This window comes from Pseudomonas sp. B34(2017) (assembly GCF_002112915.1).
In the GTDB taxonomy this organism is placed as follows: Bacteria; Pseudomonadota; Gammaproteobacteria; order Pseudomonadales; family Pseudomonadaceae; genus Aquipseudomonas; species Aquipseudomonas pharyngis.
The window spans coordinates 175,294-191,685 of the sequence record NZ_NEJA01000001.1 but is presented as its reverse complement, the minus strand read 5'-3'; the positions used below and the strand labels follow the sequence as shown (position 1 = coordinate 191,685).

The following is a 16,392-nucleotide window of genomic DNA, read 5'->3' as shown; positions in this document are numbered from 1 at the left end:
CATGGCTAACATTCCAACGATTTCTTTCGACGCCATCATTATTGGTGGCGGCGGTGCCGGCATGCGCGCGGCGCTGCAACTGGCACAGGGCGGTCACAAGACTGCCGTGATCACCAAGGTTTTCCCGACCCGTTCGCACACTGTGTCCGCACAGGGCGGGATCACCTGCGCCATCGCTTCGGCCGACCCGAACGATGACTGGCGCTGGCACATGTACGATACCGTCAAGGGTTCCGACTACATCGGTGACCAGGACGCTATCGAATACATGTGTCAGGAAGGCCCGGCTGCCGTTTTCGAGCTGGACCACATGGGTCTGCCGTTCTCGCGTACCGAGCAAGGCCGTATCTACCAGCGTCCGTTCGGCGGTCAGTCGAAGGATTACGGTAAAGGCGGGCAGGCTGCCCGTACCTGCGCCGCTTCCGACCGTACCGGTCACGCGCTGCTGCACACCCTTTATCAGGGCAACCTGAAAGCCGGTACCACGTTCCTGAACGAGTACTACGCTGTCGACCTGGTGAAAAACCAGGAAGGCGAATTCGTCGGTGTGATCGCGATCTGCATCGAAACCGGCGAAACCACCTACATCCGCGCCAAGGCCACCGTACTGGCTACCGGCGGTGCAGGTCGTATCTATGCGTCCACCACCAACGCCCTGATCAACACCGGTGACGGCGTCGGCATGGCTCTGCGTGCTGGCGTGCCGGTACAAGACATCGAAATGTGGCAGTTCCACCCGACCGGCATCGCCGGCGCCGGTGTACTAGTTACCGAAGGTTGCCGTGGTGAAGGTGGTTACCTGATCAACAAGCACGGCGAGCGTTTCATGGAGCGTTATGCTCCGAACGCCAAAGACCTGGCCGGTCGTGACGTGGTTGCCCGTTCGATGGTTAAAGAAATCATCGCCGGTAACGGTTGCGGTCCGAATGGCGACCACGTGATGCTCAAACTCGACCACCTGGGCGAGGAAGTGCTGCACAGCCGTCTGCCAGGCATCTGCGAACTGTCGAAGACTTTTGCACACGTTGACCCGGTGGTTGCTCCGGTTCCGGTTGTTCCGACTTGCCACTACATGATGGGCGGCGTTGCCACCAACATTCATGGCCAGGCGATCACCCAGGACGCCGAAGGCGTGGATCAGATCATCCCTGGTCTGTTCGCGGTAGGTGAAGTGGCTTGCGTATCGGTTCACGGTGCCAACCGTCTGGGCGGCAACTCGCTGCTCGACCTGGTGGTATTCGGCCGCGCTGCCGGCCTGCACCTGGAGAAGGCGCTGACCGACGGCATCGAATACGACGACGCTACCGAAGCCGATATCGAAGCTGCCCTGGCACGTCTGAACGCCCTGAACAACCGTACCGACGGCGAAGACGTCGCTACCCTGCGTCGCGAGCTGCAAAGCTGCATGCAGAACTACTTCGGTGTATTCCGTACCGGCGAATACATGCAGAAGGGTATTGCCCAGCTGGCCGATCTGCGCAAGCGCATCGCCAACGTGAAGATCAACGATAAGTCGCAGGCGTTCAACACTGCACGTATCGAAGCGCTGGAACTGCAAAACCTGCTGGAAGTGGCTGAAGCGACCGCCATCGCTGCCGAAGTACGTAAAGAGTCCCGCGGCGCTCACGCCCGTGAAGACTTCGAAGACCGTGACGACGAAAACTGGCTGTGCCACACCCTGTACTTCCCGGGTGAGAAACGCGTCGCCAAGCGTGCCGTGAACTTCTCGCCGAAGACTGTTCCGACTTTCGAACCTAAAGTCCGGACTTATTAAGGGTGACCGCCATGTTGCAAGTCAGTGTTTATCGTTACAACCCTGATCAGGACGCTGCGCCGTTCATGCAGGAATTCCAGGTTGATACCGGTGGTAAAGACCTGATGGTGCTGGACGTGCTGGCCCTGATCAAAGAGCAGGACGAAGGTTTCTCCTATCGTCGCTCCTGCCGTGAAGGCGTCTGTGGCTCCGACGGCATGAACATCAACGGCAAGAACGGCCTGGCGTGCATCACGCCGCTGTCCGCTGTCGTCAAAGGTAACAAGCTGATCGTTCGTCCGCTGCCAGGTTTGCCGGTTATCCGTGACCTGGTTGTCGATATGAGCATCTTCTACAAGCAATACGAGAAGGTTAAGCCATTCCTGCAGAACGACACGCCGGCTCCGGCCATCGAGCGTCTGCAGTCCCCTGAAGAGCGTGAAAAGCTCGACGGTCTGTACGAGTGCATCCTGTGCGCCTGCTGCTCGACCTCTTGCCCGTCCTTCTGGTGGAACCCGGACAAGTTCCTGGGTCCGGCTGCCCTGCTGCAAGCGTACCGCTTCCTGGCAGACAGCCGTGATACCAAGACGTCCGAGCGTCTGGCGTCCCTCGATGACCCGTTCAGCGTCTTCCGCTGCCGGGGCATCATGAACTGCGTCAACGTATGTCCGAAAGGCCTGAACCCGACTAAGGCCATCGGTCACATCCGTAACATGCTGCTTTCGAGCGGCGTGTGATTCAGCTGCTGTAACCGCTGTACCCGCAGAGGGCTTAGGCGCGGGCTTCAACCCGCGCCATGGCTATAACCAGAGCAGCAGCCATAAGCTGCGGCTCTTATTTTGAAGAAATGAGACAAGCAGGGGCATCCGGGCTGGTACCCGGACTATCAGTGTGATCCTAAGTGGCTTGTTTTGGTCGCTGCATTCGGACTTCTGCAAGCTTGCTCGGTGTCGGCACCGATGGTGTTCCCCTAACCGAGGGTGACCAAGCATGCAAGAAAGCGTGATGCAGCGCATGTGGAACAGCGCCTACCTTTCAGGTGGAAACGCTGCCTATGTGGAAGAGCTCTACGAGCTCTACCTGCACGACCCTAACGCTGTGCCAGAAGAGTGGCGCACCTACTTTCAGAAGCTGCCTGCCGACGGCAGCTCTGCCACCGATGTTTCGCACTCCACAATTCGCGATCATTTCGTGCTGCTGGCAAAGAACCAGCGCCGCGCCCAACCGGTTTCCGCCGGCAGCGTGAGCAGTGAGCACGAGAAGAAGCAAGTTGAAGTGCTGCGATTGATCCAGGCCTACCGTATGCGTGGCCACCAGGCAGCCCAGCTTGACCCGCTGGGGCTGTGGCAGCGTCCTGCACCTGCAGACCTGTCGATCAATCACTACGGCTTGACCAATGCCGATCTTGATACGACCTTCCGTGCCGGCGACCTGTTCATCGGCAAAGAGGAAGCGAGCCTACGCGAAATTCACGAAGCGTTGCAGCAGACATATTGCCGCACCATCGGCGCTGAATTTACGCACATCACCGATTCCGAGCAGCGCCAGTGGTTCCAGCAGCGTCTGGAAAGCGTGCGTGGTCGTCCGGAATACTCCGCGGACATCAAGAGCCACCTGCTCGAGCGCGTGACGGCCGGTGAAGGCCTGGAAAAATACCTGGGTACCAAATACCCGGGCACCAAGCGTTTCGGTCTGGAAGGCGGCGAAAGCCTGATTCCGATGCTCGACGAACTGATCCAGCGTTCCGGTTCCTACGGCACCAAGGAAGTCGTCATCGGCATGGCCCACCGTGGTCGTCTGAACGTACTGGTCAACACCTTCGGCAAGAACCCGCGCGAGCTGTTCGACGAGTTCGAAGGCAAGAAGAAGGTCGAGCTGGGTTCCGGTGACGTCAAATACCACCAGGGCTTCTCGTCCAACGTAATGACCACCGGCGGTGAAGTTCACCTGGCCATGGCGTTCAACCCGTCCCACCTGGAAATCGTTTCCCCGGTGGTCGAGGGTTCGGTTCGCGCCCGTCAGGACCGTCGCAACGATTCGACCGGTGAGAAGGTTCTGCCGATCTCCATCCACGGTGATGCTGCATTCGCAGGTCAGGGCGTGGTCATGGAAACCTTCCAGATGTCGCAGACCCGCGGTTTCAAGACCGGCGGTACCGTGCACATCGTGATCAACAACCAGGTCGGTTTCACCATCAGCAACCCGCTGGACTCGCGTTCCACCGAGTACGCCACCGACGTCGCGAAAATGATCCAGGCGCCGATCCTCCATGTGAATGGTGATGATCCGGAAGCCGTATTGTTCGTGACCCAGCTGGCCATCGACTACCGCATGCAGTTCAAGCGTGACGTGGTGATCGACCTGGTCTGCTACCGTCGTCGCGGCCACAACGAGGCCGACGAGCCAAGCGGCACCCAGCCTCTGATGTATCAGCAGATCACCAAGCAGCGCACCACCCGTGAGCTGTACGCTGATCGTCTGACCCAGGCCGGTGTGCTGGACGCAGAGCGTGTTCAGGCGAAAGTCGACGAATACCGCAACGCGCTGGACAACGGTCTGCACGTCGTGAAATCGCTGGTCAAAGAGCCGAACAAAGAGCTGTTCGTCGACTGGCGTCCGTATCTGGGCCACGCCTGGACTGCGCGTCACGACACTCGCTTCGACCTCAAGACCCTGCAGGAACTGTCCGCCAAGCTGCTGGAAATTCCGGAAGGCTTCGTGGTTCAGCGTCAGGTCGCGAAGATCTACGAAGACCGTCAGAAGATGCAAGCCGGCGGCCTGCCGATCAACTGGGGTTACGCCGAAACCATGGCGTACGCGACCCTGGCGTTCGAAGGTCACCCGATCCGCATGACTGGCCAGGACATCGGCCGCGGTACGTTCTCGCACCGTCACGCTGTGCTGCACAACCAGAAAGATGCCGGTACCTACATTCCGCTCAAGCATCTGTATGAAGGTCAGCCACGCTTCGACCTGTACGACTCGTTCCTGTCGGAAGAAGCCGTACTGGCGTTCGAATACGGTTACTCGACCACCACGCCAAACGCGCTGGTGATCTGGGAAGCCCAGTTCGGCGACTTCGCCAACGGTGCGCAGGTTGTTATCGACCAGTTCATCACCAGCGGCGAGCACAAGTGGGGCCGTCTCTGCGGTCTGACCATGTTGCTGCCACACGGTTACGAAGGTCAGGGCCCTGAGCACAGCTCGGCACGTCTTGAGCGTTACCTGCAGCTGTGCGCCGAGCACAACATTCAGGTGTGCATGCCGACCACCCCGGCCCAGATCTACCACTTGCTGCGCCGTCAGGTGATTCGCCCGCTGCGCAAGCCATTGGTCGTTCTGACTCCAAAGTCGCTGCTGCGCCACAAACTGGCCATCTCGACCCTGGAAGATCTGGCCGAAGGTTCGTTCCAGACCGTTATCCCGGAAATCGATGCCCTGGACCCGAAAAAGGTCGAGCGCGTTGTTCTGTGCAGCGGCAAGGTCTACTACGACCTGCTGGAAAAACGTCGTGCCGAAGGCCGCGAAGATATCGCCATCGTGCGTATCGAGCAGCTGTACCCATTCCCTGAGGACGACTTGAAAGAAGTCCTGGCTCCTTACACCAATGCCAAAGCGGCCGTGTGGTGTCAGGAAGAGCCGATGAACCAGGGCGCCTGGTACTGCAGCCAGCACCACCTGCGTCGCAGCATCAGCAACCTCAACAAATCTCTCGTACTCGAGTACGCGGGCCGTGAGGCTTCTGCTGCCCCAGCATGTGGTTACGCATCGATGCACGCCGAGCAGCAGGAACAACTGCTGCAAGACGCGTTTACCGTTTAACGCCTTCGCGCACCTGAAACCGAATTTAAGGAACCACAGATAATGGCTATCGAGATCAAAGCCCCCACTTTCCCGGAATCGGTTGCCGATGGCACCGTTGCCACCTGGCACAAACAACCGGGCGACGCCGTCAAGCGTGACGAACTGATCGTCGACATCGAAACCGACAAAGTCGTACTGGAAGTGCTGGCTACCGCCGACGGCGTGCTGGGCGCAATCGTCAAGGGCGAGGGCGACACCGTCCTGTCCGACGAAGTCCTGGGCTCCATCGTTGAAGGCGGCGCTGCTGCCGCCGCTCCGGCTGCCGCTGCTGCTCCGGCCGCTGCTGCCGCTGCACCTGCTGCCGCTGATGGCGAAGACGACCCGATCGCTGCTCCTGCCGCGCGCAAGCTGGCTGAAGAGAACGGCATCAACATCGCTTCCGTTGCCGGCACCGGCAAGGGCGGTCGCGTGACCAAGGAAGACGTGGTTGCAGCCGTTGCTGCCAAGAAAGCCGCTCCGGCTGCCGCGCCTGCCAAGGCTGCTGCTCCGGCCGCCGCCGCTCCTGTGTTCGCCGCTGGCGACCGCATCGAGAAGCGCGTTCCGATGACCCGCGTTCGTGCCACCGTTGCCAAGCGTCTGGTTGAAGCTCAATCGAACATGGCGATGCTGACCACTTTCAACGAAGTCGACATGACCGAAGTCATGGCCCTGCGTTCGAAGTACAAGGACCTGTTCGAGAAGTCCCACAACGGCGTACGCCTGGGCTTCATGTCGTTCTTCGTGAAGGCTGCCACCGAAGCGCTGAAACGCTTCCCGGCGGTCAACGCTTCGATCGACGGCAACGACATCGTTTACCACGGTTATGCCGACATCGGTGTCGCTGTTTCCAGCGACCGTGGCTTGGTGGTTCCGGTTCTGCGTAACGCCGAACACATGAGCCTGGCTGAAATCGAAGGCGGCATCGCCACCTTCGGCAAGAAAGCCCGTGACGGCAAACTGTCGATGGACGAAATGACCGGCGGCACCTTCACCATCACCAACGGTGGTACTTTCGGTTCGATGATGTCGACCCCGATCGTCAACCCGCCGCAGGCAGCGATTCTGGGCATGCACAACATTATCCAGCGTCCGATGGCCATCAACGGTCAGGTCGTGATCCGTCCGATGATGTACCTGGCACTGTCCTACGATCACCGTCTGATCGATGGCAAAGAAGCTGTAACCTTCCTGGTGACCATCAAGAACCTGCTGGAAGATCCGGCTCGTCTGTTGCTGGATATTTGATAGAAGCAGCTGCAAGTCTCAAGCCGCAAGCTGCGAGTAACTGCAGTTTGCGCTTGAGGCTTGCGGCTTCACGCTTGCTGCAAAAAAGAGGATTTTTTGAATGTCGCAGAAATTTGACGTAGTAGTGATCGGTGCGGGCCCTGGCGGCTACGTGGCAGCTATCAAGGCCGCGCAACTCGGCCTGAGCACTGCCTGCATCGAGAAGTACACCGATGCTGAAGGCAAGCAAGCCCTGGGCGGCACCTGCCTGAACGTAGGCTGCATTCCTTCCAAGGCGCTGCTGGACAGCTCCTGGAAATACAAGGAAGCGAAAGAAAGCTTCAACGTCCACGGTATCTCGACCGGCGAAGTCAAAATGGACGTCGCTGCGATGGTTGGCCGCAAGGCTGGCATCGTCAAGAACCTGACCGGTGGTGTTGCCACTCTGTTCAAGGCCAACGGCGTTACTTCGATCCAGGGCCACGGCAAATTGCTGGCCGGCAAGAAAGTCGAAGTCACCAAGCCGGACGGCTCGGTTGAAGTCATCGAAGCCGAAAACGTCATTCTGGCTCCAGGCTCGCGTCCGATCGACATTCCACCGGCTCCGGTGGATCAGAAAGTCATCGTCGATTCGACCGGCGCTCTGGAATTCCAATCCGTACCTAAACGTCTGGGCGTGATCGGCGCTGGCGTGATCGGTCTGGAACTGGGTTCGGTCTGGTCGCGTCTGGGTGCGGAAGTGACTGTTCTGGAAGCCCTGGACACCTTCCTGATGGCGGCGGACACCGCGGTTTCCAAGGAAGCGCTGAAAACCCTGACCAAACAGGGTCTGGACATCAAACTGGGCGCTCGCGTAACCGGCTCGAAAGTGAACGGCGACGAAGTCGTTGTGAACTACACCGACGCCAACGGCGAACAGACCATCACTTTCGACAAGCTGATCGTAGCCGTTGGTCGCCGTCCGGTGACCACTGATCTGCTGGCTGCCGACAGCGGCGTGACCCTGGACGAGCGCGGTTTCGTGCACGTTGACGATCACTGTGCCACCACCGTACCGGGCGTTTACGCCATCGGTGACGTGGTTCGCGGCATGATGCTGGCTCACAAGGCCTCGGAAGAGGGCATCATGGTTGTCGAGCGCATCAAGGGCCACAAGGCCCAGATGAACTATGACCTGATCCCTTCGGTTATTTATACTCACCCGGAAATCGCATGGGTCGGTAAAACCGAGCAGGCCTTGAAAGCTGAAGGCGTTGAAGTTAACGTCGGCACCTTCCCGTTCGCAGCATCCGGCCGTGCCATGGCCGCCAACGATACCGGTGGTTTCGTCAAGGTCATCGCCGATGCCAAGACTGACCGCGTATTGGGCGTGCACGTGATTGGCCCGAGCGCTGCAGAACTGGTTCAGCAGGGCGCGATCGGTATGGAATTCGGCACCAGCGCTGAAGACCTGGGCATGATGGTTTTCTCCCATCCGACCCTGTCTGAAGCCTTGCACGAAGCAGCTTTGGCAGTGAATGGCGGCGCCATCCACATTGCCAACCGCAAGAAGCGTTAAGACACAATAAGAAACCACGGCGGTACGGCCCGTCGTGAGCCTTGCGTGCAAGACTCACCGCGGAATGTCCGCTGGACGCAGCCTTGCGTAGCTCAGCTACGCAAGCAGCAGTCACAGGTGGCGCGGCACTCATAAAGAGCGCAGCGCCGAATGCGCAGTACCTAACGAAGACGGTAAAAAGCATGAATCTTCACGAGTATCAGGGTAAGCAGCTGTTCGCTGAATACGGCCTGCCAGTTTCCACTGGTTTCGCAGTAGACACCCCGGAAGCAGCAGCAGAAGCTTGCGACAAAATCGGCGGCAACGAGTGGGTTGTCAAAGCCCAGGTTCACGCCGGTGGTCGCGGTAAAGCGGGCGGCGTCAAGCTGGTTCGCAGCAAAGAAGACGCCAAAGCCTTCGCACAGCAGTGGCTGGGCAAGCGTCTGGTGACTTACCAGACTGACGCCAACGGCCAGCCAGTCACCAAGATCCTGGTTGAATCGTGCACTGATATCGCTAAAGAGCTGTACCTGGGCGCTGTCGTTGACCGTTCGAGCCGTCGCATCGTGTTCATGGCTTCCACCGAAGGTGGCGTGGACATCGAGAAAATCGCTCACGACACTCCAGAAAAAATTCTGAAAGCCACTATCGATCCACTGGTTGGCGCTCAGCCATTCCAGGGTCGCGAGCTGGCATTCCAGCTGGGTCTGGAAGGCAAGCAGGTTGCTCAGTTCGCCAAGATCTTCGTAGGTCTGGCCAAGCTGTTCAAGGATCACGACCTGGCTCTGCTGGAAGTGAACCCGCTGGTGATCAAGGCTGACGGCGATCTGCACTGCCTGGACGCCAAGATCAACATCGACGCCAACGCAATGTACCGTCAGCCCAAGCTGAAGACTTTCCACGATCCGTCGCAGGACGATCCGCGCGAAGCGCACGCTGCCAAGTTCGAACTGAACTACGTAGCACTGGAAGGCAACATCGGCTGCATGGTGAACGGTGCCGGCCTGGCCATGGGTACCATGGACATCGTCAACCTGCACGGCGGCAAGCCAGCCAACTTCCTCGACGTAGGTGGTGGTGCTACCAAAGAACGCGTAACCGAAGCTTTCAAAATCATTCTGTCCGACAGCAATGTCGCTGCAGTACTGGTTAACATCTTCGGCGGCATCGTTCGTTGCGACATGATTGCCGAAGGCATCATCGGTGCAGTGAAAGAAGTCGGCGTGAAAATCCCGGTTGTTGTTCGTCTTGAAGGCAACAACGCTGAACTGGGCGCTAAAGTACTGGCAGAAAGCGGTTTGAACATCATCGCTGCTACCAGCCTGACCGACGCTGCTCAACAAGTCGTTAAAGCTGCGGAGGGCAAGTAATGAGCGTCCTGATCAATAAAGACACCAAAGTAATCTGCCAGGGCTTCACCGGCGCGCAGGGTACTTTCCACTCCGAACAAGCCATTGCCTACGGCACCAAAATGGTTGGCGGCGTGACCCCAGGCAAAGGTGGCACCACTCACCTGAACCTGCCTGTGTTCAACACCGTGAAAGAAGCTGTAGAAGCCACTGGCGCCACCGCCAGCGTAATCTACGTTCCGGCTCCTTTCTGCAAGGACTCGATCCTGGAAGCAGCTTTCGGCGGCATCAAGCTGATCGTCTGCATCACCGAAGGCATTCCTACCCTGGACATGCTGGACGCCAAAGTTAAGTGCGACGAGCTGGGTGTTACCCTGATCGGCCCTAACTGCCCAGGCGTGATCACCCCAGGCGAATGCAAGATCGGCATCATGCCAGGTCACATTCACTTGCCAGGCAAGGTCGGTATCGTTTCCCGTTCCGGCACCCTGACCTACGAAGCTGTGAAGCAGACCACTGACGCCGGTTTCGGTCAGTCGACTTGCGTCGGCATCGGCGGTGACCCGATCCCGGGTTCGAACTTCATCGACATCCTGAAGCTGTTCCAGGAAGACCCGAAGACCGAAGCGATCGTCATGATCGGCGAGATCGGCGGTTCGGCTGAAGAAGAAGCGGCTGCCTACATCAAGGCTAACGTGACCAAGCCGGTTGTTTCCTACATTGCTGGTGTGACTGCTCCTCCGGGCAAGCGCATGGGCCATGCTGGCGCAATCATCTCCGGCGGCAAAGGCACTGCAGACGAGAAATTCGCTGCTCTGCAAGACGCAGGCGTGAAAACCGTGCGTTCGCTGGCAGACATCGGCAAGGCCCTGGCCGAGCTGACTGGCTGGGAAGTGAAGAAGTAAGCTTCGGCTGACTTCTCTGCTCCAGCAACAAAGGCCACCTTCGGGTGGCCTTTGTCGTTTCTGGCGTTCGGGTGGACGATGGCAATTTATAAGCACTCACCCAATAACATGCAAAAAAGCGACACAGAAACGTCGCGTATCGGATAGTTCGCCCTCTAACAGTGCGTTTGTCGGGCAAATTCGTTAGGCTAGCCGCCATTTTGCGTCTGCCGCCCACAAGGCATGCAACGCGCTAAACGGGTCAGTCTTATACGGATTGACAGCATTTCCCTAACCCCACAGGGAAATCCCCCTCTAAATTCCGATTCAGTAGTGTGGTATTTCCTTAATGAAAGTTTTGAAAGGTCAGGACATCCTGGCACTTGGCTTTATGACATTCGCCCTGTTCGTCGGGGCCGGCAACATCATCTTCCCGCCTATCGTCGGTTTGCAGTCCGGGCCTAACGTCTGGATCGCGGCGCTGGGCTTTCTGATCACGGCGGTCGGTCTGCCGGTGGTCACCGTGGTCGCACTGGCCAAGGTCGGTGGCGCAATGGACGCCCTGAGCAGCCCGATCGGCAAGATCGCTGGCGGCGTACTGGCAGCGGCTTGCTACCTGGCCGTCGGCCCATTGTTCGCCACCCCGCGAACCGCGACCGTCTCCTTTGAAGTAGGTCTGGCGCCGCTGACCGGCGAGAGCCCGCTGGCACTGTTCCTCTACAGTTCGGTGTACTTCCTGCTGGTGTTCTTCATTTCGCTCTACCCTGGGCGTCTGCTGGACACCGTCGGTCGCTTCCTCGCGCCGCTGAAGATCATCGCCCTGGCCGTGCTCGGCATCGCCGCATTCGCACTGCCGGCCGGTGATATCGGCGTGGCCACTCCGGAATACGTTGCGGCACCGTTCTCGCAAGGCTTCATCAATGGTTACCTGACCATGGATACCCTCGGCGCGCTGGTGTTCGGCATCGTCATCGTCAACGCGATCCGCTCCCGTGGCGTCGAGTCGCCGGCGCTGATCACCCGTTACGCGATCATCGCCGGGCTGATTGCCGGTGTCGGTCTGGCGCTGGTGTATGTCAGCCTGTTCCGTCTGGGTTCCGGCAGCCATGAAGTGGCGGCGGGCGCGACCAACGGTGCGGCGGTGCTGCACGCTTACGTGCAACACACCTTCGGTTCGCTGGGCAGTGGCTTCCTCGCCGTGCTGATTTCCCTGGCGTGTCTGGTGACAGCGGTTGGCCTGACCTGCGCCTGTGCCGAATACTTCAGCCGCGTATTGCCGCTGTCCTACAAGACTCTGGTGATCATTCTGGCGGCGTTCTCGCTGCTGGTGTCCAACCTGGGTCTGACCAAGCTGATCGCGTTCTCGATCCCGGTACTGACCGCGATCTACCCGCCGTGCATCGTGCTGGTGGCCCTGAGCTTCTGTGCGGCGTTCTGGCATGAACAGAGCCGCATCATGGGCCCGGTAATGTTGGTGTCGTTTGTGTTCGGTACCATCGATGCCCTGAAAGGCGCCGGTCTGGCTGACTGGATGCCATCGCAACTGGCCCACCTGCCGCTGAGCGAGCAAGGTCTGGCGTGGCTGGTGCCGTGCGTGATGACCCTGGTGGTTGCCGTGGTTTGCGACCGCCTGCTGGGCAAGCGCGCCGAAGCACTCGCCTAAGACTGCCGGGCCGCCACAAGCGGCTGCCGAGCGATTAAACAGAAATGCCCCGTATCAATCGATGCGGGGCATTTTTTGTATTTCACACACTATTGTTGGTAGCTAGATAGCGGACGACGGTAGCCGTATTGAATTGGTAGCGACAGTTGCCGGATGCAATGATTTTGTTGTCAGGTTGCACGACGACTGACTCCCATAGTTCTCGATCATACCCGATATTCGTTTCTTGAAATCCAGCGGTTCCGAAGGTGGTATCAGGTTTGCCTGTCACATCGTATCGGGCGACTAGCGAACTTTCATAACTCCTGAGACCGAGCAGGCCTGCAACAACAATTCCACTGATTGTGTTTCCACCTATCGCGCTCCATGCGTTGGCCTCTCCTGTTGGCGCTTCACTGACCACAGGCTTGCCTCCGTTGAAAACGAGGTTGGGGCTGCCATTAGCGTTGTAAAAAGCAATTACGCCTCTTCGCTCACGCCCCCAGACGTCATTCGAATTCAGATCTCGCGATCCAGCGACAATAACGCTGCCATCCGGATTCAGCATCATGCTCGAAAACCCTGTGTATACGCCGTCCACTCGGATTCGGATTTCGCCGTTCTGCCCAAATCCCTGGTCGGGTGTTCCATTGGGGTGGTAGCGGGCGATGAGGCCCTCATAGTCAAATGTGGAGCCTGCAATGGTGATCTTTCCGTCGTTCGATACGGCCACAGCTGCGATGCGGTAATTGGTGTTCAGACTGCCGCTGCCATTGAACGATAAGTCTGGAGAACCGTCGTGTGAGAATTTTTGGATCAGTGTCCATGAAGTGAATACGATTGCACCATCAGGGCCGATTGCAACGTTGGAAAGGGGAGAGTTCGAGGTATTTGCCGACATCGCTATCAGGCTCAATACATTGGGATTCGCAATCGGTGGGACGATCACTACGCCGTCATCACCAAAAGTTTGATCACGAGTTCCATCTGAAAGAAGGCGCAGGATGGCTTGATTCTGAGCATCAGTACCATAATGAGTGCCGATCAGAATAATGCTGCCGTCGTCATTTCGTTGAGCCCCAGATGGAAACGCGGGAGCACCATCCTTGAAGCCGCCGGTGAATATTCCGTTATTGGCGAATCCGGTATCCAGGGTGCCGTTTTCCAGGAGTTGAACCAGCTGGAAGTCCAGGCGATCCTCCCATCTGACGCTTCCCCACATCAAGATTTTGCCTTCGTCGTGTCGTGCCACAATATCAAGGGTGTTGCTCCCTGGGAGGGAAAAATCATAGGCAACTCCATCTTCACCAAACGTGGGATCAAAGCCTTGGTTGTTCTGACTTTTTTTCGCGCGTGTCTGAGCTGGTTTTGACATGGTTGGTGCTCCGGGATGGCAGTTGGTCATTCTCCAATGACGTTACTCGGCTGAAGTCCACCTTGCACCTGTCAGAATTGACAGCTATTGATTGCGCACGACCAATAGAATTCTCAATAAGCGGTGCCTTTTGCGCTCATCTGGCGTCCAAGCTGGGTTCATGTCGCGAGGGTAAAACTATGAAGTTATTGCTTGCGCGGAAACTTTTCTTGCTACTTGCCTAGCTATCATCAAAGGACCTGCATGTCGTTCATCCAAGCCAACCTGATCCACCTGCTGGCCGCGCTCTGGTTTGTCATCTGCTGGGGCGGTTACACCCGTTATGCCACCTGGAAGGGCCGTGACACCGCGTGCCTGGCCAGCGTGCTGCACCTGTACCGCGAAGACTGGATGCGCCGCATGCTGCTGCGCGACAACCGCATCGCCGATGCCAGCGTGATCGGCAACCTTGAGCGCAACGCCTCGTTCTTCGCCTCCAGCACGCTGATTATCCTGGCGGGCATTCTGACCGTGCTCGGCGCTTCCGAGCGCGCGGTGTCATTGCTGGCAGATATTCCGATGGTGCAACAGGCCTCGCAGGGCATGTCGGAGATCAAGTTGCTGTGCCTGGCGCTGGTGTTCGTCTATGCCTTCTTCACCTTCAGCTGGTGCATGCGCCAGTACAACTTCGCCGCGATTCTGGTCGGCTCGGCCCCGATGATCGGTGAGCGGCAAGTCTCGGAGCAGGAGCGCAAGGCGTTCGCCTCGCGGGCGGCTCGGGTGATTTCGATGGCGGCCAACCAGTTCAACTTCGGTCTGCGTTCCTATTACTTCGGGATGAGCATGCTGGCGTGGTTCGTCAGTCCGTGGCTGTTCATGTTGATGAGCGCCGGCGTGGTGCTGGTGTTGTATCGCCGGGAGTTTCATTCCGACGTGCTCGATGTAATGGTCTATACCCCTACAGAGGCGCCATTGCCCGAAGCGAACAAAGAGGCTGCTTGATGAGTATTCCGTTCTGGTGTGTGTTTATCAGTGCATTGTTGATCTACGTGGCGCGTATGCCAGTGGGCAAGGCCATGAAAGAGCAGGGCGGTTACAACAACCACCTGCCGCGTCAGCAGCAGGCGCAACTCACCGGTTACGGGGCCCGGGCGCTGGCGGCCCACCAGAACAGCATCGAAGCGTTCATCCTGTTCGCCGTTGGCGTGCTGATGGCGCATACCACGCAGACGGCGGGATGGCTGATCGATACATTGGCGATCATCTTCGTGATCTCACGGATTTTCTATCTGTGGTTCTACCTGGCGGATCTTCCCAAGCTGCGCAGTCTGGTCTGGCTGGTCGGCTTAGTGTGTTCATTGTTGCTGATGATTAGTCCGACTTTTAGAACTGTTTTGCTCTAAGACGGCATGGGCAAAAAATCACAGACAAAAGAAAACCCGCACTTGGCGGGTTTTCTTTTGAGTTGTCGAGAAGCGGCTTATTGCTTCTTGGCAGCTTCTTCTTGCGCTGCAGCGTTCGATTCGGCCTGAGCTTTGGCAGCTTCGGCGTTTTCTTTCGCTGCGTCGTTCACTTTATCCTGAGCTTTGTTCATGTCTTGCTGAGCTTGTTCAGCATGTTGGTTGGCATCTTGAGCTTTGTCCTCGGATTTTTTATCGCAGGCAGCGAGACCGAGGGAAGCGGTCAACATCAAGGCAATAGCTAAAGTCTTACGCATGGGGTGTTTCTCCTTATGGAAAATAACTACTGGCCTTAAGAGCTCAGGCCCACGGCTTAAGTTCCTCATTTCTTTCAGATATATAAGTTTGTTTTGCAATGGAACTTTTGCTGTTCTTTCCACTACTGGGAATAGCCACTAACAAGAGTAATTATCAAATGGCCGAAAACCCCGTTTTTGAGCGTGCGACACGGTTTCTCTCGGCCCTGCGCCACTGTCAGGTGCTGGGATTGAAGGTGCACAGCGCAAGTAGCGAAGGCCTGACTGTGGTGCTGCCGTACAGTGCGCAAATCGTCGGCAATCCGCTGACCGGCGTCATCCACGGCGGGGCGATCACGTCGCTGATGGACACCGCGTGCGGCATGTCGACCCTTTGCGTCCTGCCGGAATTCGAAGTCTGCCCGACCCTCGATCTGCGCATCGACTACATGCATGCCGCCGAGCCGCATAAAGATGTTTACGGCTTCGCCCAATGTTATCGAGTCACCACCGATGTGATCTTCGCTCGCGGATTTGCCTATCAGGATGATCCCGAGCAACCGATTGCCCATGTCGTCGGCACCTTCATGCGCATGGGCAAAGGCCTGAAAGGCACCAAAGGCTTCGGTGGCGCGATCAAGGGAGAAACCCCATGAGCGACGACTTCAAGCAGCAATTGCAAGAGGCACACGAGAAGGGTGACTACGCGCCGCTCCTGAAGCTGATTCCCTATGCCGGGCTGATCGGCGTCGAGTGTTCGCGGGTCGGTGATGACTTGCTGTTCAAGCTGCCGGCCAACAAGGACAACATTGGTAACCCTTTATTGCCGGCGATCCACGGCGGGGTAATTGCCGGGTTCATGGAGCTGTCCGCGGCCCTGCACCTGCTGATTTTCACCGGCGCGCCCGGTGTGCCGAAGATTATCGATTTTTCCCTCGATTACCTGCGGGCCGGGCAGTTTCGCGATACCTGGGCCCGATGTCAGGTCTGCCGTCAGGGCCGGCGGGTGGCCAACGTCGCGGTCACGGCCTGGCAAAGTACCGAAAGCGAACCGATTGCCACTGCCCGTGCTCACTTCAAAATCGATGAGCCCTTGAAATCCTGAACCAC

The 16,392-nt window shown here is 58.0% G+C and carries 14 protein-coding genes; 12 read left to right on the top strand and 2 right to left on the bottom strand.

Features of this window, described 5'->3' with window-relative positions; translation table 11 throughout:
- Position 1 precedes the first annotated feature (1 nt).
- From sdhA to brnQ, 8 genes are all read left to right on the top strand, one after another.
- Positions 2–1,774 carry a succinate dehydrogenase flavoprotein subunit gene (sdhA, locus tag CAF80_RS00885; protein ID WP_011333114.1) on the top strand — a complete coding sequence of 591 codons (1,773 nt, stop codon included), beginning with the start codon at positions 2–4 and terminating at the stop codon, positions 1,772–1,774.
- An 11-nt stretch (positions 1,775–1,785) separates the two neighbouring features.
- The gene (locus tag CAF80_RS00880) at positions 1,786–2,490 is read left to right on the top strand and encodes a succinate dehydrogenase iron-sulfur subunit (protein WP_007959035.1); all 705 of its coding nucleotides are present in this window, start codon (positions 1,786–1,788) and stop codon (positions 2,488–2,490) included.
- 253 nt (positions 2,491–2,743) lie between these two features.
- On the top strand, positions 2,744–5,575 hold the full coding sequence (locus tag CAF80_RS00875) for a 2-oxoglutarate dehydrogenase E1 component (protein WP_039769786.1): 2,832 nt from the start codon (positions 2,744–2,746) through the stop codon (positions 5,573–5,575).
- Between the two features lie 42 nt (positions 5,576–5,617).
- Positions 5,618–6,841, top strand: coding sequence for a 2-oxoglutarate dehydrogenase complex dihydrolipoyllysine-residue succinyltransferase (odhB, locus tag CAF80_RS00870; RefSeq protein ID WP_039769789.1), 1,224 nt, complete (start codon positions 5,618–5,620; stop codon positions 6,839–6,841).
- Positions 6,842–6,941: 100 nt separating this feature from the next.
- Positions 6,942–8,378, top strand: a complete 1,437-nt coding sequence (gene lpdA / locus CAF80_RS00865) for a dihydrolipoyl dehydrogenase (RefSeq protein WP_011333117.1) — start codon at positions 6,942–6,944, stop codon at positions 8,376–8,378.
- Between the two features lie 182 nt (positions 8,379–8,560).
- Positions 8,561–9,727: an ADP-forming succinate--CoA ligase subunit beta gene (gene sucC / locus CAF80_RS00860; protein ID WP_007959029.1), complete on the top strand. Its 1,167-nt coding sequence runs from the start codon at positions 8,561–8,563 to the stop codon at positions 9,725–9,727.
- Complete coding sequence (gene sucD, locus CAF80_RS00855; RefSeq protein WP_011333119.1) at positions 9,727–10,611, top strand: succinate--CoA ligase subunit alpha; 885 nt, start codon at positions 9,727–9,729, stop codon at positions 10,609–10,611. The genes sucC and sucD overlap by 1 nt, the downstream gene beginning before the upstream one ends.
- 328 nt (positions 10,612–10,939) lie before the next feature.
- The gene (gene brnQ, locus CAF80_RS00850; protein ID WP_039769790.1) at positions 10,940–12,253 is read left to right on the top strand and encodes a branched-chain amino acid transport system II carrier protein; all 1,314 of its coding nucleotides are present in this window, start codon (positions 10,940–10,942) and stop codon (positions 12,251–12,253) included.
- An 82-nt stretch (positions 12,254–12,335) separates the two neighbouring features.
- Here the strand turns inward: brnQ and CAF80_RS00845 are convergent, their stop codons facing one another.
- Positions 12,336–13,607: a hypothetical protein gene (locus CAF80_RS00845; RefSeq protein WP_163974341.1), complete on the bottom strand. Its 1,272-nt coding sequence runs from the start codon at positions 13,605–13,607 to the stop codon at positions 12,336–12,338.
- A 243-nt stretch (positions 13,608–13,850) separates the two neighbouring features.
- Between CAF80_RS00845 and CAF80_RS00840 the strand changes: the two genes are divergently transcribed.
- Positions 13,851–14,588, top strand: coding sequence for a DUF599 domain-containing protein (locus tag CAF80_RS00840; protein WP_011333121.1), 738 nt, complete (start codon positions 13,851–13,853; stop codon positions 14,586–14,588).
- The gene (locus tag CAF80_RS00835; protein WP_039769793.1) at positions 14,588–14,989 is read left to right on the top strand and encodes an MAPEG family protein; all 402 of its coding nucleotides are present in this window, start codon (positions 14,588–14,590) and stop codon (positions 14,987–14,989) included. Before CAF80_RS00840 ends, CAF80_RS00835 begins: the two co-directional genes overlap by 1 nt.
- A 77-nt stretch (positions 14,990–15,066) precedes the next feature.
- Here the strand turns inward: CAF80_RS00835 and CAF80_RS00830 are convergent, their stop codons facing one another.
- A complete protein-coding gene (locus CAF80_RS00830; RefSeq protein WP_007959016.1) occupies positions 15,067–15,303 on the bottom strand; it encodes a hypothetical protein in 237 nt (78 codons plus the stop codon).
- 158 nt (positions 15,304–15,461) lie between these two features.
- Here CAF80_RS00830 and CAF80_RS00825 point away from each other — a divergent pair, with 158 nt between their 5' ends.
- Together CAF80_RS00825 and CAF80_RS00820 are read left to right on the top strand one after the other, a co-directional pair.
- Entirely contained in the window at positions 15,462–15,938 is a 477-nt protein-coding gene (locus CAF80_RS00825; protein WP_039769795.1) for a PaaI family thioesterase, read from the top strand.
- Positions 15,935–16,387 carry a PaaI family thioesterase gene (locus tag CAF80_RS00820; RefSeq protein ID WP_007959014.1) on the top strand — a complete coding sequence of 151 codons (453 nt, stop codon included), beginning with the start codon at positions 15,935–15,937 and terminating at the stop codon, positions 16,385–16,387. Before CAF80_RS00825 ends, CAF80_RS00820 begins: the two co-directional genes overlap by 4 nt.
- Positions 16,388–16,392: the final 5 nt, after the last annotated feature.

Bases quoted from the DNA above. Each gene is read 5' to 3' on its own strand.
- sdhA (WP_011333114.1), top strand. From the start codon at position 2: ATGGCTAACATTCCAACGATTTCTTTCGACGCCATCATTATTGGTGGC.
- CAF80_RS00880 (WP_007959035.1), top strand. From the start codon at position 1,786: ATGTTGCAAGTCAGTGTTTATCGTTACAACCCTGATCAGGACGCTGCG.
- CAF80_RS00875 (WP_039769786.1), top strand. From the start codon at position 2,744: ATGCAAGAAAGCGTGATGCAGCGCATGTGGAACAGCGCCTACCTTTCA.
- odhB (WP_039769789.1), top strand. From the start codon at position 5,618: ATGGCTATCGAGATCAAAGCCCCCACTTTCCCGGAATCGGTTGCCGAT.
- lpdA (WP_011333117.1), top strand. From the start codon at position 6,942: ATGTCGCAGAAATTTGACGTAGTAGTGATCGGTGCGGGCCCTGGCGGC.
- sucC (WP_007959029.1), top strand. From the start codon at position 8,561: ATGAATCTTCACGAGTATCAGGGTAAGCAGCTGTTCGCTGAATACGGC.
- sucD (WP_011333119.1), top strand. From the start codon at position 9,727: ATGAGCGTCCTGATCAATAAAGACACCAAAGTAATCTGCCAGGGCTTC.
- brnQ (WP_039769790.1), top strand. From the start codon at position 10,940: ATGAAAGTTTTGAAAGGTCAGGACATCCTGGCACTTGGCTTTATGACA.
- CAF80_RS00845 (WP_163974341.1), bottom strand. From the start codon at position 13,607: ATGTCAAAACCAGCTCAGACACGCGCGAAAAAAAGTCAGAACAACCAA.
- CAF80_RS00840 (WP_011333121.1), top strand. From the start codon at position 13,851: ATGTCGTTCATCCAAGCCAACCTGATCCACCTGCTGGCCGCGCTCTGG.
- CAF80_RS00835 (WP_039769793.1), top strand. From the start codon at position 14,588: ATGAGTATTCCGTTCTGGTGTGTGTTTATCAGTGCATTGTTGATCTAC.
- CAF80_RS00830 (WP_007959016.1), bottom strand. From the start codon at position 15,303: ATGCGTAAGACTTTAGCTATTGCCTTGATGTTGACCGCTTCCCTCGGT.
- CAF80_RS00825 (WP_039769795.1), top strand. From the start codon at position 15,462: ATGGCCGAAAACCCCGTTTTTGAGCGTGCGACACGGTTTCTCTCGGCC.
- CAF80_RS00820 (WP_007959014.1), top strand. From the start codon at position 15,935: ATGAGCGACGACTTCAAGCAGCAATTGCAAGAGGCACACGAGAAGGGT.